Source organism: Pseudomonas sp. D3, from assembly GCF_029320995.1.
Lineage (GTDB): Bacteria > Pseudomonadota > Gammaproteobacteria > Pseudomonadales > Pseudomonadaceae > Aquipseudomonas > Aquipseudomonas paraveronii.
In genome coordinates, this window is the sequence record NZ_CP119772.1 from 1,326,497 (window position 1) to 1,347,106 (window position 20,610).

Genomic DNA, 20,610 nt, shown 5'->3' on the forward strand with positions numbered 1-20,610 from the left:
GTCATCCTCAGTCCTGCATTTCGGTCTGGCGTTCGACAGGGTCGATCAGCACGGCTTTCTGCTGGCGTACCAGCAGGTCGAGAATTTCTTCCTGGCGCTCGCCAAGAATGCCGTTGAAGCTGATGCCGCTGGATTTGGTCGGCGCCAGCATCGACACGCGGTACAACTCGATGCTCAACGGCGAATCGATCGACAGCGGCCCGCTGCCGTTACCGGCCAGTTCACCGCCGACCACGATCAGCGAGACCTTGGCGTCGAACGGGTCGAGGGCGATGTCGCGGTCGGTGTCGGTCAGATCCTTGATGTGGCCGTAGACCCCGGTCAGGCCGTTGGCCATCGAGGTGTTTTCGTACAGCTTGATGTTGACGCTGTTACGTATACGGATGCCGTGGCGACGGTTGGCGATCACTTTGTTGCCCCACAACAGGTTGTCGCCGCTCTCGTAGAGCGTGATGCCGTCGGTGTGGTTGCGGTAGATCTCGTTGTCGGCGATCAGGTTGTTCACGCTGTTACGGTCGATCACCAGGCCCGAGAGTTTGTTGTCGTAGCTGCGGTTGTTAAAGATGAAGCTGTCGTTCACTTCCCGGGAAATGATGATGCCGTGCTTCTTCTTGGTCCCGTAGACGCTGTTGTCCGCGATGATCAGGCCGTGGGAACGGTCGTGGGGGTCAATCCCGTAGACAATGTTGTCTTTGTAGGTATTGCCCTTGATCACGAAGCCTTCGGTCTCGTAGCAGTAGAAGCCGTACCACATGTCCGAGAACTCGGAATCGATGATCCAGCCTGTCGGCTCAGAGCGCTTGAGCACCTTGGCCATGTTCGGCGTGTACTGGGAAATACTCACCCCATACGACTTACTGTTGGCGTAACCGAAACTGGCCATCTTGGTGTTGGCGATGTAGGTCTCGGTGCCGCCCCAGGCCAGCAGGAACGGACGGAATTCATTGGGCGACTGGAAGGTCGCCGGGCCGTTGGCCTTTTCTTTCCAGCCGGTGATCTTGGTATCGCGCACAAACAGTTGGCCGTCGTTGATCAGGAACGAACCGGCTTCCTGGGACAGGCGCAGTTCTTTGGTCTGCTTGTCGATGTCCAGGATGCCTTTGCGCCCGACCACGATCGGCAACTTGGCGAGGAACACGCCCGGCGAGGTTTCGCTGAGGTACTGCTTGGGCACTTTGCCCAGCAGGTCCTTGAGGTTCATGTAGCCGTCGTCGATAAAGATCGCCTGGGGAATGCCGTGCTGGCGCACCACCCACTCGGCCATCTTGTTATCGCCGCCGATGAAGTCCTTGAGCGCATCTTCCTGCATCATGCGGCGGATGCTGATTTTGCCGGGCTTCTTGCGCACGATCTTTTTTTCCATCGCCGCAGCGGTGTAGCCCGACAGGTCCGGCAGGGCCGGCTTGGGCATTTCCAGCGGCGCGGTCGGCGGGCTGGAAATGGTGTAGGTCTTGGCCTGTTGCAGTTCTTTGGCGATGGTCGGCGCCTTGACCGGCTGCGCGGTATCGGCGAAGGCTGTGGCGCTGGCCATCAGCATCGCGGTCACCAGCAAGCATCTGCCTGTGAAGGGGTGAGCAATCATTGCGCGGGCTCCCATCAGAACTTCCAGATCACGTCGACAAAGGCGCGATGCATGTACGAGTCGACCTGGCTGCCATAGGCGTCGCCCGGTTTGAACACGCCGGCACGAAAGCGCACCAGGGCCGACGGTTCGTCGATCGACTGGCTGAGCGCGGCCGGCAGCAGGCCTTTCTTGAAGTACTTGGTGACGACCAGGTCCATCTCCTGGCCCAGGTCTTTCTTGCCGTCTTCAAGGGGCAGGGAAGTGCTGGACAGGATCGCGCCGGTCACGTCATCGGTGTTGTTCTGCACGGCATCGATGCCGTTGCTGCCCACCGCCTTGTTGCCGTCGACGCGCCAGAACTTGTGGTACACCAGGCTGGCGTCATAGTCCTCGCGCAGTTGCCAGGAAGCGAACAGGCTCATGGACTGCATGTTGTTCATCTCGCCGCGAAACGCTTCGCCGAAACGGTGGACGCGGGACTGCGTGCCGGTCCAGTTCGAGCGGTTGCTCTGCAGGCCGTTCTGCTCGTATTCGGCGCTGGCGCGCGAATAGGCCGCACCGACTTGCCACTGCGGGTCGAGGCGCAGGCGCACACCCAGGTCGGTGGCCCAACCGCTCACGTCGTCGCTGCGCTTGGCGGCGGTGGGGCGGGTGCCGTCGGCGTTCAACGCGTTGACCGTGTCGCGGTCGCCCCGCATGCCGGTGACGCTGGCCCAGTAGTTGACGGTGTTGGTGTTGCGCCAGTTGTAGGCGTCGCTGTTGGCTTCGATGCCGAGCCACGTCAGGTCGCCGTTCTCGCGTTTGTCCAACGGGTCAGTGGCCACGCCCGGTTCGGCGTAGTCGAGCTTGCCGTCGTCATGGGTGTGGTGACCGCGCAGGCCGATCCACTGCCCCGGCGTCCACTGGTAGGCGGCGTCAGCGTAGAAGTGCTGGCGGTCCTTGTCCTTGGGCGACAGTTCCTTGAGGTCGGTGCGGTATTCGCTGAAACGTTCGGCGGCACCGACATTGGCCTTGAGCAGGGTCGTGTCGAAGGTCCAGTTCAGCGCTTCGATATTGGTGTCGCGCCATTGGCCGTCGTCATTGTGCAGACGTTGGCGACCGAGCTTGAGGATCTCGCCGGGGTAGGGCGTGAAGCCGCTGTAGCCGACCCAGAACTCGCGCATGGCCAGGTAGTTCTTCTTGGTCTTGCGGTCGTTGTTGCTCGATTGATCGGTTGCGTCACTCGACGACTGTTGCAGGGTGTCGGTCTCGATGATGTCGCTGGAAGCCACCGCCTGGCCCATGGCGTAGGCGCTCCAGTTGCCGCTTTCGCCGTAGATCCACGGGCGCAGGTCGAGGCCGATGCCATTGACGTCGCCACCCGCTTTGGTGCCCAGGTCGCGGTCGTCTTCGGACTGGCCGGTGATTTTAACGTCCATGCCGAAATTCTTGGTTTCAGTCAGCGCGGCCAGAGTCGGGCACGACCACAGCAGGGCGAAGGTCAGGCCGATACCGGCCTGCACGAATGGATTGAGCTTCATAGGGATTCCTCGCCGTCTTCTTCTTGCAGGGCGTGCAGTTGCAGCGTGCTCTGGGCCAGGGTGCCGCGCGCGGCCAGTTCCTGTTGCACCAGGCGTTGGCCTTCGGCGCGTTGTTCCGGCGTCAGCGGGGTTTCGAGCTGCGTGGCCAGGTCATTGGCCTCTGGCGTGTCCTGGGCTTTAGCCAATTGGCTGAAGACATAGGCGTTCAATGGGTCGGGCTTGGTGCCCTTGCCTTGGGAAAACAATTGGGCGATGGCGAAGTCGGCGCTGTTCTGGCCGTTGCGCGCAGCGGTCAGCAGGTGGTCCAGGGCCTTTTGCGAGTAGACCTTGCCCAGGTAGCCACGGCGGTAGATCTGGCCGAGGTAGTAATCGGCGGCCACTTCCCGGCCCACGGCTTTTTGGAAGTGTGCTTCGGCGGCCTTGGCGTCTGCCGGTACCCACTTGCCATCGTAGTAGAGCTTGCCCAGCAACAGCTCGGCGCGCGGCTGGTCGGCGGCGCGGCCGTTTTCCAGGTACTTCATCATCTGGTCGACGTCACCCAGTTCGGGGAAGTCGTAGAGCAATTGCGCCAGGCTGACCCAGGACGCGGGGTAGCCGGGGGCGATTTTTTCCAACAGGGCCTGGGCGGTTTTCTCGTCGGTGGTGCCCAGCGTAGCGTCGCCCAATACGCGGGCCACGCTGTCGACACGCTGCGCGGTGACGGTGCCACGGCTGTAGCCGGCTTCCATCTGCTTGAGCAGTTCGGCTTGTTTTTCCGGCTGGGCTTTTTTCTGGTAGACCGTGGCCAGCTCGACGTAGCAGATATCGGTGGTGTTCAGCGCGGCCTTGCAGATGCGCTCAACGTCATCCAAGTGCTGGTCGTAAGTGTCCTGGGTGCGATAGAGCAGCACTTGGGCCAGACCGGCTTCCGGGTAACCCGCCGCCTGCCATTGGTTGATCTGCTGCTGGGCGTTCACGTTGGGGAAGCTGTGTGGGTATTGCAGGTACAGCATCGCCAGCGGGATCAGGGTGTTGCCTTCGCCATTGGCGAAGGCTTTTTTCAGCAGACCTTCGGCTTCGTGGTGTTCGGCTTCGGTGGCGCCGGGCTTGGCCACCAGCAGACGACCCAGGCGGGCCTGGGCGCGCGGCGAAATATCCGCCGCAGCACGGTAAGTGGCCTCGGCCTGTTGGATTTGCGCCGGATCGCGGGTGCCTACCTGGATGTCGGCCAGGCCCACCTGGGCCTCGCTGTAACCCAGGTCTGCCAGTTGCTGGTAATTCTGCTGCGCGGTGACGGTATCGCCACGCTTGAGCGCTTCATTGGCCAGGCGTTGGTCGGGCAGGCCGGCGCAACCGGCGAGGGCGATGGCCAGCGCCAGGGGCACCGGTAGGGTTCGAAGGGCGCTCATGATTAAAGACCCGCAGCCATGGCTTTATCGATCAGCCAGTTCAGCGAGGGGCCACGGTCGCTGGTCACTTCCACCGGCCGGCCGGCGTAGGCGCTGTCCAGCGGAGCATCCGGCTTGATCTGCACGCGGATGTCGGAGGACAGGTCGGCGCTGTTCAGGCTGGTGCTGCTGACGATGGTGCCGGTGCGGGTCTGTTCTTCGTCGGCGACCTGGAAGTTCACCGGCGTACCTGGGCGAACGTCAGCGAACTGGCGATAGGAGAAGCGTGCTTCCACGTTGGCCAGGCTACCGCGTGGCACCAGTTGGAAGATCACGTCGCCTTTGCTCGCGTACTGACCGTCGGCCACCATTTGCTGGGCCACGACGCAGTCGCAAGGGGAGGTCAGGGTGCCGGTCATTTGCTTGCCGAACAGTTCTTCGACCTTGGCCGGTTGCAGTTGGTCTTCGTCCAGGTGGCCCTTGAGCACGTCGAGCATGCTGGTGCTGAAGGTGGCGAGTGGTGCGCCTTTGGCCGCCACCGCATCACCTTTGAGCAGGCTTTGCACGGTGCCGTCGCGGGGCATGGTCACGTTCATGCCGGGCACGCTGACCAGGCCGGCCTGGGCGTGGCTGACAAAGTACATGCCATACAGCGATTTGAAGACGAAACCGAATGCCGCCAGGCCCACCAGGAAGATCGCCAGGCTGAACGTCACGGCGCGCAAGCGGCCGAAGGGGCTCATGTTGCTGCCGCCGTCCTTGACCTTGCGCGCCTTGGTGAAGTTGTCGCGTTGCAGGGTGGCGAGTACGTCACCCATGGTCACGATATCGCCCGACAGGTGCGAGGTGATCAGGTGGCGCAGGGTCGAGATATCCTGCGCATCGAGGTTCTGGAACTGGCAACCGGTGCGCCCGCTCTGGCGGTCGTAGGAGCGAATCTGCAGCTCCACATCCATTGCCAGGCCGAGGTTATCGATGACGAACTGCAGGCGACCCTTGTGGACTTCGCCGACGGTCAACGGCTGCGTGGCGGTGAACGCCAGGCCGCCGGCGGACAGGTCGATGACCCGCGCTTCGGTCTGCGTGCGGTCAGTGTTGAAGAAGCGCAGCTTGGCCGGGATTTTGACTCGGGCGTGCTGGCGCTGGGCTTCGGATTCGTGGACAACGTTGGCGTTTACTTGGCTGTTCATCAGGGCAATTTCCTAGAGTTAATTCAGGCTTGGCAGGGTCAGACCATCATCAGCAACACGGCGACGAAAATGCTGCCGGCGGAGAAGGTCATGGTCCGAGACGACCAGGTGTTGAACCAACGTTGAAAGCTGGCCAAATCGCGGGTCAGTTTGGTGTCCTGGCGGGTCCAGGACTGTTGATCAAGGCGGAAGAACACGTAGATCTTCACCAGCGCGCCCATGATCTGGTTGTAATAGAGAATCACCGGGTACGCCGGGCCGATCCTGTGGCCGGAGCACGACAGCAGCACGGTCAGGATCAGGCGGGTGATGCCGATCCACAGCAGGTACGCGAGGATGAACGCGCCGCCGTACTTGAAGGTGGCGATGATTGCCACGGTCAGGCCGAGCAGGGAGGTCCACATCGACACGCGCTGGTCGAACAGCACCACGCTGGTGAACAGGCCCAGGCGACGTACACCCAGGCCCAGGGCGCGGGAGTTCTGGCGCAGGTTGTTGCCGTACCAGCGGAACATCAGCTTGCGGCTGGCCTTGATAAAGCTCTTTTCGGGCGGGTGTTCCACGGTGTTGATCGCGGCGTCCGGCACGTAGAAGGTGTCGTAACCCAGACGCATCAGGCTGAACCAGCTGGACTTGTCGTCGCCGGTCAAAAACTTGAAGCGGCCCAGGCGCCAGTGTTGCAGCGAGTCGCTTTCCACGTCGGCGATAAAGCCCGGGTCGGTGACGACGCTGGCACGGAACACCGACATGCGCCCGGTCATGGTCAGCACGCGCTTGGACAGGGCCATCGAGCACATGTTGATGTGGCGTTGGGCGAAGCGCAGTTTGTGCCACTCGCTCATGATGTAGCCGCCGCGCACTTCGCAGAACTCGTTGGTGGTCAGGCCGCCGACATTGCCGAACAACTGGAACCACGGCACGGTCTTGCGCACGACGCCTTCGGCGAGCACGGTGTCGCCATCGATCACTGCAACCACGGCGCGGTCATCCGGCAAGTGGCGGGAGATGGCGCGGAAACCGAAGGCCAGGCCGTCGCGCTTGCCGGTGCCGGCGATGCGCACGAAGTCGAGCTTCACATGGTCCGGCGGGTTCATGCGTTCCCACAGGCTCTTCACCAACAGCTCATCGGACATTTCCACCAGCGAGCAGACCACGGTGGTGGGGAATCCGCATTCGATCGCTTCGCGAATCACCGAGCTGTAGACCTGCGCGGTGGTCAGCGCATCGATCCGAAAACTGGTGACCATCAGGAACACATGGGACGGGTCCGCTGACTTGCCCAGCTTGCGCACTTTGCGCCGCAGGTGTGGGTAGACCACGTACAGGAACAGCATGCCGCGAAAGAAATGCGTCGCACCCATCGAGTAGCGCCAGATACCGACGGCACCAATCAGGAAAATAAAATTCTTCGACTCGGAGTCGAACGTACTCGCCGGCAATAGCAGGGCGAGTCCCATCAGCAGGCTCAAGAAGAACAGCCAGCCGGCGGATTGGAGCAGTACGTGTTTTAACTTGGACATAAGCGTCATCCGAAGGTGAAGAAGGCTTCAAGCTGCAAGCGCTGGGGATCAGGACGCTTGCAGCTCGAAACTTGCCGTTGCTGTTACCAGCAAATACCTTCGGTGCGGCCCGTCACGCAGGTGGCCTTGGACATGAAGCCCACCAGGTCGACCACTTGCTTGCCGTGTGGCGCGTTCTGCGCCAGGGCACGGAACTTCTCATCACGGTTGCCGAGGATGATTACGTCGGAGTTGTTGATCACATCATCGAAGTCCGAGTTGAGCAGGGACGACACGTGGGGGATTTTCCCTTCGATGTACTCCTTGTTCGCGCCGTGGACACGGGCGTACTCGACGTTGCTGTCGTAGATGCTCAGGTCGTAGCCCTTGCCGATCAGCATTTCCGCCAGTTCCACCAGTGGGCTTTCGCGCAGGTCGTCGGTGCCGGCCTTGAAGCTCAAGCCCAGCAGCGCGACTTTGCGTTTGTCGTGGCCGGCCACGATGTCGAAGGCGTTCTGCACCTGGGATTCGTTGCTGCGCATCAGCGAGTTGAGCAGCGGCGCTTCCACGTCCAGGGAGCCGGCGCGGTAAGTCAGCGCGCGCACATCTTTGGGCAGGCACGAGCCGCCGAATGCGAAGCCTGGGCGCATGTAGTACTGGGACAGGTTGAGGGTTTTGTCCTGGCAGACCACTTCCATCACTTCGCGACCATCGACGCCGACGGCCTTGGCGATGTTGCCGATCTCGTTGGCGAAGGTCACCTTGGTGGCGTGCCACACGTTGCAGGTGTACTTGATCATTTCGGCAACGGCGATGTCCTTGCGGATGATCGGCGCGTCGAGTTCTTCGTACAGCGATTGCAGGACATCACCGGAGGCTTTGTCGAATTCGCCGATGACGGTCATCGGTGGCAGGTCGTAGTCGGCGATGGCCGTGGATTCGCGCAGGAATTCCGGGTTGACCGCGACGCCGAAGTCGACGCCGGCTTTCTTGCCGGAGCAGTCTTCGAGGATCGGGATCACCACGTTGGCCACGGTGCCCGGCAACACGGTGCTACGCACGACGATGGTGTGGCGGGTGGTCTTGTCACGCAGGACAAAACCGATCTCGCGGCATACCGATTCGATGTAGTTGAGTTCCAGGTCGCCGTTTTTCTTGCTCGGCGTGCCGACGCAAATCATCGACAGGTCGGTATCGCGGATGGCGTCTGCGAAGTTGGTCGTGCCGCGCAGTCGACCGGTCTCGATGCCCTGGCTCAGCAGTTCGCCCAGACCCGGCTCAACGATCGGCGATTTACCGGCGTTGATCAGGTCGATCTTTTCCTTGGAGATGTCTACGCCGACCACTTCATGGCCACGGGCAGACAGGCAACCGGCACAGACTGCGCCTACGTAACCCAAACCAAATATGCTGATGCGCATCGCATTTACCTCTTTGTCATTGAAGACGGTATTAAATCTGCCAATAGATGGCCGGAGTTCATGTTTGCAAGCGTCACTGATGCCGCGAAAGTTAGGCGAATAGACGCCGACTTATCGCATGCAGGCATGTTGAATAACGAGTGACTAACTATTGCACTCAAGTTGTGCGCAACGTGGCCTTTTTATTGGGGCTTGCCCTCAAATGCAGCCGGCCTTCCTGGGAGAAGGGCCAGGCGCCAGTGCCGCAGGGTCTTGATAGAGGCAATAAGCCTTTAACTATCAATGCCTTGTGTTTCATCACTGACCCATTGGGGTAAACACAGCCTTGGCCTTATAGTGTGTGGCAATTCATCCTTGTCGCCGCTCTTAACTAATCGGTTGGTAATATCAGCCCTGAGTCAAAGTTAAATGTGACAACTTCGCTACTTCCGTTGGTCGCTATGTAAGTCATCTCTTACAGAAACAGAGAATTACGTTACCGGTGGTATGAGCGGTGCTTTAGGACGAAGTTCCTGGCCGCTCATCCTGTTTCCGGAAATTTCTTGAAATATGGGTAAAGATGGCACTGGTACTATATTGATAGCACTTGCTATTTGGGCCAGTAGTTGCGGGGAGTTGGTACGCGGGAATAGTTTTGTGCCACTAGTATTTTAAAAAAGTGGTGCCACTACGAAAAAAAATGATGAATGTCGAGTGAAATAAAAGTTATGGATGTGTCAATGTATTTTTTGACGCCAAACAATTGACGATTTGCGGGGTGGAATGCAGACAAAAATGTGGGAGGGGCGGTGCGACGATTCGACTTGCCCCCGATGGCGGTGTGTCAGTCATACATGTGTCGACTGACCCACCCCCATCGGGGGCAAGCCCCCTCCCACATATGATCTTTAGCGTCTATGAGGGCGGAGCAGGGCCTTATTCCGGTGCGTGATCGCGCAGGAACACCAGTTTGTCGGGCTTGGACTGCTCCGCATTGAAGCGATAACCCTGCACATCGAACTGCTTGAGCTGGGCCGGATCGTTGATGCGCTCTTCGATCACGAAGCGGCTCATCATGCCCCGGGCCTTTTTCGCGTAGAAGCTGATGATCTTGTACTGGCCGTTCTTCAGGTCCTTGAACTCGGTGTTGACGATCCTTGCGTTCAGGGCCGTGCGCTTGACCGCTGAGAAGTATTCGTTGGACGCCAGGTTGAGCAGTACGTCATCGCCTTGTTCGGCCAGGGCTTGGTTGAGCCACTCGCTGATCCGGGTGCCCCAGAAGGCGTACAGGTCCTTGCCACGGGCGTTGGCCAGTTTGGTGCCCATCTCCAGGCGATACGGCATCATCAGGTCCAGGGGGCGCAGCAGGCCGTACAGGCCCGAGAGCATGCGCAGGTGGTCCTGGGCGTAGCTGAAGTCGGCGTCGCTAAAGGTTTCGGCGTTCAGGCCCGTGTACACGTCGCCCTTGAATGCCAGCAACGCCTGCTTGGCATTGGCCGGCGTGAACGCCGGGCTCCAGCTGCCGAAACGCGCGGCGTTGAGGCCGCCGATCTTGTCGGATACATGCATCAATTCGCTGATTTGCGCCGGGCTCAGGTGGCGCAGTTGCTCGATCAGTGCCTGGGAGTGGTCCAGGTACTGCGGCTGGGTAAAGCGCTGGGTCGCAGGCCTGGACTCGAAGTCGAGGGTCTTGGCGGGGGAAATCACCATCAGCATGAAGTTGGCTCCTGTAATCGTGCGAGGATTCTAGGGTGTTGGGCGTTTTGACTCCACCTATGATGGCGATAGGCGCGATCCGCTATGATGGCCGGTGACTCTGGAGAGGGAGACCCTGTGTGCGAATAGCGTTTTTTTTGTCGGCGTGCCTGTTATGCCTCAATGCCCACGCGGCGCCCGTGGATGTGGCCAGCCTGGATCGTGGCGTCTGGCCGGAAAAACTCAGCAGCCCTGCGCTGTTCGACGTGGCCTCGCGCGCCGAAATCCTGATGTTCGCCCACAGCCTGATCGCCAGCGAAGCCCTGGATGAAGCGGCGCTCAAACAGCGCCTGGGCCTGAAGATCATCAACCTGGCGGCCATCGACGATCTGCGTCGCCAGCTCTGGCAGCGCCTGCTGGAGGGCTACACCTTCGCCCAGGAGAGTTGCGAGGAAGACGCGTCGTTCTGCTACCTGGTGGAAAACATGGACGACCTGCGCGAGCAGGCCGGCAAGTTTGAGATCAGCGAAAACTCCTTCTATATAGGTTGGGCCGGCCCGAGCCACAATTTCCACGAGCGTTACCTGGACGAGCTGCTACGCAAAGCCGCGCTGTTCCCGCAGATCAGCAGCGAAGTCGCGCGTTTCGGCGACCATGAGCGCAATGGCGATGAATTCAACGACCGGTTGTTCCTGCTGACCTTCGACGGCGGCCCAGCTCCGGTCAGCGGCAATACCGACTGGCTCACGGACTACCTGCGCAAGCAGAAGATGAACGCCACGTTCTTCGCCCTTGGCAGCAGCCTGCAAAACCGCGTGGAGCGCAGTTCCGCAGCCGATGTGCAGGCGCTGTACCAAGGCCAGTGCGTGGGCACCCAGGGCTGGCAGTACCGTTCCCACAGCCATTGGGTCGACTGGCAAAGCTCCATCACCCGCAGTGCCTCACTGGCGCAGAACCTGATGCCGGAGAACTACGTGCCGCTGTTCCGTCCACCCTACGGTCAGCGTCGTGCGGACAGCCAGGGTTTCTTCCAGTCCCAGGGTTTGCAGGTGGCGTTGTGGGATATCGACTCCCAGGACGAACCGGGCAAGCTCAAGGCCGATGAGTCGGCGCAGCGGGTGCTGACCTTGATGTTGTTGTGGCGCAAAGGGGTGATTGTGTTTCACGACACCCAGGATAAGGCGCGGGTGGCATTGCCGATTTTATTGCAGGCAACGGCGCAAAGCGGGCTGGGTTGGCAGGACTGCCGGGAGGCGTTTCGCTGAAAAGGCTGAAGTGCCTATTGCCGTTGGGGATGCGGCATTTCTGCGGTGATTTTGTAGGATGTTTCGATGCAGGCGGACTTCCGACTTTAACGGCGTGGCTGGCACTCGGCTAGTGCTATTCGTCATCCTGAAAAATAAACTTCAAAAAAACGTCAAAGTGCTTTTTCCTGTCATGGGTTTTGCGGTATTACGAAGTCAGATCGCCGAAACCTGCAACACAGGTGGCGTCTTCCAAGACTCCTCATGTGGGCAATGCACTTGACGTCCCTCAGGTGCATTCGGTGGTCGAATCGAGGCGCAGCACTGTTGTGGTATTGCGTCGACTGGCTCCCACAAAGGTGACCGAGTATGGATGATCATGGACGTAACCCTTCTTCCGACCAGCCAATCCTTTATGTGCTTGATACCAACGTACTGATCCACGATCCGAACGCGCTGCTTAACTTCGAAGAACACCACGTCGCCATCCCGATGATCGTGCTGGAGGAACTCGACAAACTCAAAAGTGGGCATCACAGCGTGGCAGCAGAATGTCGCCAGGCGATCCGCCTGATCGACAAAACCCTGGGCGAAGCATCACCCGAGGACGTCGAAGTCGGCGTGCCGATCCAGCGCGGCAAGAGCGGGCCCAAGGGCTTGCTGTCGATTCTGATGAGCAAGCGTAGCGAGCCCAACAGCCTGCTGCCGGAAAACCTCAACGACAACAAAATCATCAACCAATTGATCGACCTGCACGCACGTGACAAGGACCTGCGCGTCGTGCTGGTGACCAAAGACATCAATATGCGCCTCAAGGCACGAGCGTGTGGGATCGCTGCCGAGGACTACAGTACTGACCAACTGGTCGACGACGTGTCGATGCTGTCCCGTGGTTATCACACCATGACCGGCTCGTTCTGGGATCGCGTCAGCAAGGTCGAAACCCGTCAGGACCACGGTCGCACCTGGCACCAGGTGCAACTGATCGACAACCTGCCGGCGGTACACGTCAACGAGTTCATCATCGACGAACAGGGTTTTGTGGGCTGGATCAAAGAGATCCAGGTCGACAAGCTGCTGATCCTCGACCTGCATCAGGAACCCCTGTTGCACCAGGAAGCCTGGGGCCTGAAACCGCGTGATATCTACCAGAGCCTGGCGCTGTATGCGCTGCTCGACCCGGACATCCACCTGGTCAACCTGACCGGCGCCGCCGGCTCGGGCAAAACCATTCTTGCCCTGGCTGCCGCCATCGAGCAGACCATGGTGACCAAGCGCTATCGCCGCATCATCGCCACCCGCAGCGTGCAGGGTCTGGACCAGGAAATCGGTTTCCTGCCCGGCACCGAAGCGGAAAAAATGGAGCCGTGGCTGGGGGCGATCACCGACAACCTCGAAGCCTTGCACATGGATGACGAAAACACCCATGGCAGCGTCGACTACATCCTCAGCAAAGTGCCGTTGCAGTTCAAATCCCTCAACTACATCCGAGGTCGCAGCTTCCAGCAGAGCCTGATTTTGATCGATGAATGCCAGAACCTCACGCCGCACCAGATGAAAACCATCATCACCCGTGCTGGCGCCGGTTCCAAAGTGGTGTGCCTGGGCAACCTGGCGCAGATCGACACCCCTTACCTGTCCGCGACCAGCTCCGGGCTGACGTACCTGACGGAACGCTTCAAAGACTTCCCGAACGGCGTGCATATCGCGCTGCAAGGGGTGCCACGTTCGATTTTGGCCGAATACGCCGAATCTCACTTGTAAACGCGGTCGGTGTGGGAGGGGGCTTGCTCCCTCCCACATTTCTTTTACATTGGGTTTACAATCGACGCTCCTGATCAGGAGTATCCCTGTGCTGACTCATCTCGATTCCCAAGGTCGCGCCCATATGGTCGACGTCACCGACAAGTCCGTGACGTTCCGTGAGGCGGTGGCCGAAGCGCGCGTGCGCATGCTGCCCGAGACCCTGAAAATGATTGTCGACGGCGCCCATCCCAAGGGCGACGTGTTTGCCGTGGCCCGCATTGCCGGAATCCAGGCGGCGAAAAAAACCAGCGACCTGATCCCCCTGTGTCACCCGCTGATGCTCACTGGCGTCAAGGTCGAACTCAGCGCCGAGGGTGTGGACGCGGTGCATATCGTCGCGCGCTGCAAACTCTCCGGCCAGACCGGTGTGGAGATGGAAGCGCTGACGGCCGCCAGTGTCGCCGCATTGACGATCTACGACATGTGCAAGGCCGTGGACCGTGGCATGACCATCGAAAGCATTCGCCTGCTGGAAAAGCTCGGCGGTAAAAGTGGGCATTTCAAGGCGGATCAAGCATGAGCATCAACGTATTGTTTTTTGCCCGCTACAGCGAAGCGGTGGGCCTGGATTCGCTGGAGGTGGAAGGCGACTTCGCGACCGTCGACGCTGTGCGCCAGGCATTGGCCGGCGACCCGGGCTTTGAGGTGCTCAACGAAACCAGCTTGATGTGTGCGCGTAATCAGGAACTGTGCAGCCTCGACGAACCGCTGCAGGCCGGTGATGAAGTTGCGTTTTTCCCACCCGTGACCGGGGGCTGAGCGTGGCCATTCGTGTGCAGCCCGAGCCCTTTGACCCCGGTGCCGAAGTCAACGCGATGCACGCCGCCAATGTCGGCGTCGGCGCGGTGGTGAGTTTTGTCGGCTATGTCCGCGACTTCAATGACGGCCACGATGTGGCGGGGATGTTCCTTGAACATTACCCCGGCATGACCGAAAAAGCCCTGGCCAAGATCGCCGTGGAAGCCGAACAGCGCTGGCCGCTGCTTAAGCTGGAAGTGCTGCACCGCATCGGCGCGCTGGAACCGGGCGAGCCGATTGTCTTCGTCGCGGCGGCCAGCGCGCATCGCCAGGCTGCGTTTGATGCCTGCGCATTTGTGATGGACTACCTGAAGACCCGCGCGCCGTTCTGGAAGAAGGAAAATACCCCTGAGGGCGCGCACTGGGTCGAAGGGCGCGACAGCGATCACGCAGCAGCGGATCGCTGGAAATAGTCAGCCGAACATAGATGCAAATGTGGGAGGGGGCTTGCCCCCGATAGCTGTGGCACATTCAACATCTCTGTTGACTGACCCACTGCTATCGGGGGCAAGTCGAATCGTCGCACCGCCCCTCCCACATTGTTGACCGCATTTCAGCCTAAGGCCGTTTGCGTTCTACAGCACGGAGCAAGTGCGTCGACGGCGTCTCGCAACTGATCTTACGGCCCAGCAGCGTCTCGATCGACGGCAACTGATACGAGTCATCTTCCCCGGCAAAACTGATCGACACCCCCGCAGCCCCGGCACGGCCGGTACGGCCAATGCGGTGTACGTAGTCGTCCGGCATTTCCGGCAGGGTGAAGTTGATCACGTGGCTGATGCCGTCGATGTGAATCCCGCGCCCGGCCACGTCGGTGGCCACCAGCACGCGGATCTTGCCTTCGCGAAAGCCTTCGAGGGTCTTGATGCGCTTGTGCTGCGGTACGTCGCCCGACAGTTGCGCGGCGTTGACGCCATCGCGCACCAGGCGTTCTTCGATACGGCGCACTTCGTCCTTGCGGTTGGCGAACACCATCACGCGCTCCCAACCGTTGTCGTTGATCAGGTTGTAGAGCAGCTTGTACTTGTCGGCGCCGGCCACGGCAAAGATGTGTTGCTCGACGTTTTCGCTGGCGACGTTCAGCGCCTCGATCTCGACGATGGACGGGTCGGTGGTCCACTGCTTGGCGAGGTTCATCACGTCTTCGGTGAAGGTCGCGGAGAACAGCAGGGTCTGGCGTTCGTTTTTCGGCGGGGTCTGGCGAATGATCTGGCGTACTTGCGGGATAAAGCCCATGTCGAGCATGCGGTCGGCTTCGTCCAGCACCATCACTTCGACCATGTCCAGATGCACGTCGCCGCGCTGGTTGAAATCGAGCAGGCGGCCCGGGGTGGCGACCAGGATGTCGCAATGGCGGGCTTCGAGGTGCTTGAGCTGCTTGTCGAAGTCCATGCCACCGACGAACGTCATGACGTTGAGGCCGGTGTACTTGGTCAGGTCGGCGGCGTCCTTGGCGATCTGCACCACCAGTTCGCGGGTCGGGGCGATGATCAGCGCGCGTGGCTCGCCCATGTAGCGCTCTTTCGGCGGCGGCGTTTGCAGTAGCTGGGTGATGATCGAGATCAGGAACGCGGCGGTCTTGCCGGTGCCGGTCTGGGCGCGGCCGATGGCGTCTTTGCCGGCCAGGGTGAAGCCGAGCACCTGCGCCTGGATCGGTGTGCAGTAGGGGAAGCCCAGGTCCTGGATGGCGTGCATCAGTTCCGGTGCGAGCTTGAAATCGTGGAAGCGGGTTTTGCCTTCCTGGGGTTCAACGACGAAATCTTCGAGCTTCCACGGTGTGACGGGCGGTTTGGGCGCGCGTTCACGCCGTGCGGCTTTTGGCGCAGGTGCCGCAGCGGCTTCGGTCGGTTTCGGCGGTTCGGCGGGTGTCACCTCGAGCGGTTTCGGCGCGGCCACAGCGGCGGTCTGGCCAGGCTGTTTACCTTCGTGGCGGCTGCCGGTTGTCGGGACAGGAGCACTGGGAACTGGCGCGAGCGGCTCAGCCTCGCTTTTGCCGAACATCTTCTTAAGTGCTTTGAGCACGGTGATCTCATTAATTGGTTAAGGAATATACGCCGGCCAGTGTAATGCAAGAATCGGGCGCGGCGTAGTGCGTCTGTCATGTGGCTAAATAAACCGGGGCGTTCAGCGCAGACGTTCGGTCAACCACGTACCGATATCGCTGATCTCTTCAGGTAACACTTCGTGACCCATTGGGTATTCCTGCCATGTCACGGTGACACCACGGGTCTTCAAGTGCTCATAAGCGCTGCGCCCCATGGCGTTCTGTACCACATCGTCGTACTGGCCATGCAGGCACAGGACCGGAATGCGCTGCTGACTGGCGGACAACTCCAGTTCGTCGTCGAAAGTGGGCGCGTAAGTGGAGAGGGCAATCACGCCACCCAAGGCGCCTTGCCATTTATGGAACGCGGTGTGGAACACCACGGCGCCGCCCTGGGAAAAACCCGCCAGGAAAATCCGCGAGGCGTCTATTCCGCTGCTTTTTTGTTGCTTGATCAATTCCGTGACCATTTTGGCCGAGTCTTTCAGCTGTTCCAGGCTGATGGAGCGGGCCGGGCTCATGGCCTTGATGTCGTACCAACTGGGCATCTCGTAGCCGCCGTTGATGGTCACCGGACGGGTGGGCGCCTGAGGCAAGACGAAGCGGGTGGTCAGCAAGTTTTCCTGCAGCGCTTCGGCCACCGATTTGAAGTCGTAGCGATCGGCCCCCAGGCCATGCAGCCAGATGACACAGGCGTCTGCGGTGTTGCGGGGCTGAAGAATCAAGGCTTCGGTCATGTCTGCTCCATAAATGTGCGTGCGCTCCGATTAAGTGCGATGGAACGGTGCGCAATAGTTTGATCTGTTACGAGAATGTCGCAAGGTTGAATCTTTTTTCATTGACCTTGGGCTGAAACGACTCAGCAGCCACTCTGGTACGCGCTTTGCTATGTGTAGGTCGATGTCAGAACTTTCCTCGGACGGTAACACTATCAGTGCCTGCCGTTTATGGGATAGCAACTGGAATTACTGCGATCGCCTCATGCCGCTTGACCCTAATAAAAGCCAACACGGGTCGATATCGCCTCATAAGGGTGCGCTGAGGTTCTAGCTCCGACACAACAAGAGCAACTGGAGGTTTGAATGAAGGTATTGAAATCCACCCTGGCCATCGTTTCCGCGGCCGCTGTACTGGGTGTCAGTGGTTTCGCCCACGCCGGCGCCACCCTGGACGCCGTGCAGAAGAAAGGCTTTGTGCAATGTGGCGTGAGTGACGGCTTGCCGGGTTTCTCGGTACCGGATGCCAGCGGCAAGATCCTCGGGATCGACGCTGATTATTGCCGCGCGGTAGCCGCTGCCGTTTTCGGCGACGCGACCAAAGTCAAATTCAGCCAGTTGAACGCCAAGGAGCGTTTCACCGCGCTGCAGTCCGGTGAAGTCGACATCCTGTCGCGTAACACCACCATGACCAGCTCCCGCGATGCCGGCATGGGCCTGAAATTCCCTGGCTTCATCACTTACTACGACGGCATCGGCTTTCTGGTAAACAACAAGCTGGGCGTTAAAAGTGCCAAGGAACTGGACGGTGCAACCATCTGCATCCAGGCCGGTACCACCACTGAACTGAACGTTTCCGACTACTTCCGTGGCAACAACCTCAAATACACCCCGATCACCTTCGACACCTCCGACGAAAGCGCCAAGTCGCTGGAATCCGGGCGTTGCGACGTGTTGACCTCCGACAAGTCCCAACTGTTCGCCCAGCGCAGCAAGTTGGCCTCGCCGAAAGACTACGTGGTTCTGCCGGAAACCATTTCCAAGGAGCCGCTGGGTCCGGTCGTGCGTAATGGCGACGACGAGTGGCTGGCCATCGTGCGCTGGGTAGGCTACGCCATGCTCAACGCTGAAGAAGCCGGTATCACGTCGAAGAACGTCGAGGCGGAAGCCAAGTCCACCAAGAACCCGGACGTCGCACGTCTGCTGGGTGCTGACGGCGAATACGGCAAAGACCTGAAAGTGAAGAAAGACTGGGTCGTGCAGATCGTCAAGCAAGTCGGTAACTACGGCGAAGTGTTCGAGAAAAACCTCGGTAAAAGCACGCCGCTGGAAATTGACCGTGGCCTGAACGCGCTGTGGAACAACGGTGGCATTCAATACGCACCCCCTGTGCGCTGATCGCTGATGGTTCTATCACCCGGTGGGCCAACCGCCGGGTGATGTTCTGTTCCATTCTTTCCGGGGCACTTCATGCAAAATAAAATCGGCGCACCAAAGCAGAAGCTCAGCTTCAGCGATCCCAAAGTGCGTGCGTGGCTCTTCCAGATCATCACGATTGTGGCGGTGGTCTCGCTGGGCTGGTACCTCTTCAACAATACCCAGACCAACCTTCAACACCGGGGCATTACCTCGGGTTTCGACTTTCTTGAGCGCAGTGCCGGCTTCGGCATCGCGCAGCACTTGATCGACTACACCGAATCGGACAGCTATGCCCGGGTGTTTGTAATCGGTCTGCTCAATACCTTGCTGGTGACTGTGATCGGCGTGGTCCTGGCGACTCTGCTCGGCTTCATCATCGGCGTGGCCCGCTTGTCGCCCAACTGGATGATCAACAAGCTGGCGACGGTGTATGTGGAAGTGTTCCGCAACATCCCGCCGCTGCTGCAAATCCTGTTCTGGTACTTCGCGGTATTCCTGACCATGCCGGGGCCGCGCAACAGCCATAACTTCGGCGATACGTTCTTCGTCAGCAGCCGTGGCCTGAACATGCCGGCAGCACTGGCCGCCGACGGGTTCTGGCCGTTCGTGGCCAGCGTGGTCGTGGCCATCGTGGCGATCGTGCTGATGACCCGCTGGGCCAACAAGCGCTTTGAAGCCACCGGTGTACCGTTCCACAAGTTCTGGGTGGGCCTGGCGTTGCTGGTATTGATCCCGGCGTTGTGCGCGTTGATCTTCGGCGCGCCGTTGCACTGGGAAATGCCCAAGCTGCAAGGCTTCAACTTCGTCGGCGGCTGGGTGCTGATCCCTGAACTGCTGGCGCTGACCCTGGCACTGACCGTGTACACCGCCGCGTTTATCGCCGAGATCGTGCGCTCAGGCATCAAGTCCGTCAGCCACGGCCAGACCGAAGCCGCGCGCTCCCTGGGCCTGCGCCCCGGGCCGACGCTGCGCAAGGTCATCATCCCGCAAGCCCTGCGGGTGATCATTCCGCCGCTGACCAGCCAATACCTGAACCTGGCGAAAAACTCGTCGTTGGCCGCTGGTATCGGTTACCCGGAAATGGTTTCGCTGTTTGCCGGCACGGTGCTCAATCAGACCGGCCAGGCCATCGAAGTCATTGCCATCACCATGAGCGTGTACCTGGCGATCAGCATCAGCATTTCCTTGCTGATGAACTGGTACAACAAGCGCATTGCGCTGATCGAGCGGTGAGGAAACGAGCATGAGTTCGCATACGTTCAAACCTGATATGCCACCGCCGAGCAAAGTCTTCGGGCCGATGGCATGGATGCGCGCCAACCTGTTTTCCAGCTGGCTCAACACCCTGCTGACCTTGTTGGCGTTTTACCTGATCTACCTGGTCGTGCCGCCCATCCTGCACTGGGCCATCCTCGACGCCAACTGGGTCGGGACCACTCGCGCGGACTGCACCAAAGAGGGCGCCTGCTGGGTGTTTATCCAACAGCGCTTCGGGCAGTTCATGTACGGCTACTACCCTGGCGACCTGCGCTGGCGTGTGGACCTGACCGTGTGGCTGGCGATCGTTGGCGTGGCGCCGTTGTTCATCTCGCGTTTTTCACGCAAGGCGATCTACGGCCTGAGCTTTCTGGTGCTGTACCCGATCATTGCCTTCTTCCTGCTGCACGGTGGCATCTTCGGCCTGACCAACGTGGCCACCAGCCAATGGGGCGGCCTGATGCTGACCCTGGTCATCGCCACCGTCGGCATCGCCGGCGCCTTGCCGCTGGGGATTGTGCTGGCCTTGGGGCGACGTTCGAACATGCCGGCAATTCGTGTGGTCTGCGTGACCTTCATCGAGTTCTGGCGCGGCGTGCCGTTGATCACGGTGCTGTTCATGTCCTCGGTGATGCTGCCGTTGTTCCTGCCCGAAGGCATGGGCATCGACAAGCTGCTGCGGGCATTGATTGGCGTGATCCTGTTCCAGTCGGCCTACGTGGCGGAAGTGGTGCGTGGTGGCTTGCAGGCGATTCCCAAAGGTCAGTACGAAGCGGCTGCGGCGATGGGCCTGGGTTACTGGCGCAGCATGGGCCTGGTGATTCTGCCGCAAGCCCTGAAGCTAGTGATCCCTGGCATCGTCAACACCTTTATTGCGCTGTTCAAGGACACGAGCCTGGTGATCATCATCGGTTTGTTCGACCTGCTCAACAGCGTCAAGCAAGCCGCCGCCGACCCGAAATGGTTGGGCATGGCCACTGAAGGCTACGTGTTCGCCGCCTTGGTGTTCTGGATTTTCTGTTTTGGTATGTCGCGCTATTCCATTCATTTGGAACACAAGCTCGACACAGGCCACAAGCGTTAGGAGTTGT

General features: G+C 60.0%; 17 protein-coding genes. 8 read left to right on the top strand and 9 right to left on the bottom strand.

All coding sequences use genetic code 11. The features are described 5' to 3' along the window. Positions 1-7: 7 nt before the first annotated feature. The 7 genes from algG to yaaA form a co-directional block, all read right to left on the bottom strand. A complete protein-coding gene (gene algG, locus P3S72_RS05885; RefSeq protein ID WP_276196597.1) occupies positions 8-1,597 on the bottom strand; it encodes a mannuronan 5-epimerase AlgG in 1,590 nt (529 codons plus the stop codon). Next, entirely contained in the window at positions 1,597-3,084 is a 1,488-nt protein-coding gene (locus P3S72_RS05890) for an alginate export family protein (RefSeq protein ID WP_276196598.1), read from the bottom strand. The genes algG and P3S72_RS05890 overlap by 1 nt, the downstream gene beginning before the upstream one ends. Beyond that, positions 3,081-4,472, bottom strand: coding sequence for an alginate biosynthesis TPR repeat lipoprotein AlgK (algK, locus tag P3S72_RS05895; RefSeq protein WP_276196599.1), 1,392 nt, complete (start codon positions 4,470-4,472; stop codon positions 3,081-3,083). Before algK ends, P3S72_RS05890 begins: the two co-directional genes overlap by 4 nt. Positions 4,473-4,474: 2 nt before the next feature. Continuing rightward, positions 4,475-5,641: an alginate biosynthesis protein Alg44 gene (locus P3S72_RS05900; protein WP_276196600.1), complete on the bottom strand. Its 1,167-nt coding sequence runs from the start codon at positions 5,639-5,641 to the stop codon at positions 4,475-4,477. 38 nt (positions 5,642-5,679) lie between these two features. Then, complete coding sequence (gene alg8 / locus P3S72_RS05905) at positions 5,680-7,161, bottom strand: mannuronan synthase (protein WP_276196601.1); 1,482 nt, start codon at positions 7,159-7,161, stop codon at positions 5,680-5,682. A gap of 83 nt (positions 7,162-7,244) precedes the next feature. Next, positions 7,245-8,561 carry a nucleotide sugar dehydrogenase gene (locus P3S72_RS05910; protein ID WP_247399050.1) on the bottom strand — a complete coding sequence of 439 codons (1,317 nt, stop codon included), beginning with the start codon at positions 8,559-8,561 and terminating at the stop codon, positions 7,245-7,247. A gap of 915 nt (positions 8,562-9,476) precedes the next feature. Further along, a complete protein-coding gene (yaaA, locus tag P3S72_RS05915; RefSeq protein ID WP_276196602.1) occupies positions 9,477-10,256 on the bottom strand; it encodes a peroxide stress protein YaaA in 780 nt (259 codons plus the stop codon). A gap of 119 nt (positions 10,257-10,375) precedes the next feature. Between yaaA and P3S72_RS05920 the strand changes: the two genes are divergently transcribed. From P3S72_RS05920 to moaE, 5 genes are all read left to right on the top strand, one after another. Next, positions 10,376-11,500 carry a polysaccharide deacetylase family protein gene (locus P3S72_RS05920; protein WP_276196603.1) on the top strand — a complete coding sequence of 375 codons (1,125 nt, stop codon included), beginning with the start codon at positions 10,376-10,378 and terminating at the stop codon, positions 11,498-11,500. A gap of 348 nt (positions 11,501-11,848) precedes the next feature. Next, positions 11,849-13,243 (top strand): PhoH family protein, encoded by a 1,395-nt coding sequence (locus tag P3S72_RS05925; RefSeq protein ID WP_247399072.1) that lies wholly within the window; start codon positions 11,849-11,851, stop codon positions 13,241-13,243. An 88-nt stretch (positions 13,244-13,331) separates the two neighbouring features. After that, on the top strand, positions 13,332-13,805 hold the full coding sequence (gene moaC / locus P3S72_RS05930) for a cyclic pyranopterin monophosphate synthase MoaC (RefSeq protein ID WP_253393480.1): 474 nt from the start codon (positions 13,332-13,334) through the stop codon (positions 13,803-13,805). Beyond that, positions 13,802-14,044, top strand: coding sequence for a molybdopterin converting factor subunit 1 (gene moaD, locus P3S72_RS05935; RefSeq protein WP_247399093.1), 243 nt, complete (start codon positions 13,802-13,804; stop codon positions 14,042-14,044). Before moaC ends, moaD begins: the two co-directional genes overlap by 4 nt. 2 nt (positions 14,045-14,046) lie before the next feature. Next, the gene (moaE, locus tag P3S72_RS05940) at positions 14,047-14,496 is read left to right on the top strand and encodes a molybdopterin synthase catalytic subunit MoaE (protein ID WP_276196604.1); all 450 of its coding nucleotides are present in this window, start codon (positions 14,047-14,049) and stop codon (positions 14,494-14,496) included. Between the two features lie 145 nt (positions 14,497-14,641). Here moaE and rhlB read toward each other — a convergent pair whose 3' ends face one another. Continuing rightward, positions 14,642-16,111 (bottom strand): ATP-dependent RNA helicase RhlB, encoded by a 1,470-nt coding sequence (gene rhlB / locus P3S72_RS05945; RefSeq protein ID WP_247399120.1) that lies wholly within the window; start codon positions 16,109-16,111, stop codon positions 14,642-14,644. Between the two features lie 96 nt (positions 16,112-16,207). Next, positions 16,208-16,864: an alpha/beta hydrolase gene (locus tag P3S72_RS05950; RefSeq protein ID WP_247399100.1), complete on the bottom strand. Its 657-nt coding sequence runs from the start codon at positions 16,862-16,864 to the stop codon at positions 16,208-16,210. 345 nt (positions 16,865-17,209) lie between these two features. Here P3S72_RS05950 and P3S72_RS05955 point away from each other — a divergent pair, with 345 nt between their 5' ends. From P3S72_RS05955 to P3S72_RS05965, 3 genes are all read left to right on the top strand, one after another. After that, on the top strand, positions 17,210-18,241 hold the full coding sequence (locus tag P3S72_RS05955) for an amino acid ABC transporter substrate-binding protein (protein ID WP_247399103.1): 1,032 nt from the start codon (positions 17,210-17,212) through the stop codon (positions 18,239-18,241). Between the two features lie 72 nt (positions 18,242-18,313). Further along, positions 18,314-19,495 carry an amino acid ABC transporter permease gene (locus tag P3S72_RS05960; protein ID WP_247399106.1) on the top strand — a complete coding sequence of 394 codons (1,182 nt, stop codon included), beginning with the start codon at positions 18,314-18,316 and terminating at the stop codon, positions 19,493-19,495. 10 nt (positions 19,496-19,505) lie between these two features. After that, a complete protein-coding gene (locus P3S72_RS05965) occupies positions 19,506-20,603 on the top strand; it encodes an amino acid ABC transporter permease (RefSeq protein ID WP_247399108.1) in 1,098 nt (365 codons plus the stop codon). The last annotated feature ends 7 nt before the right edge of the window (positions 20,604-20,610 follow it).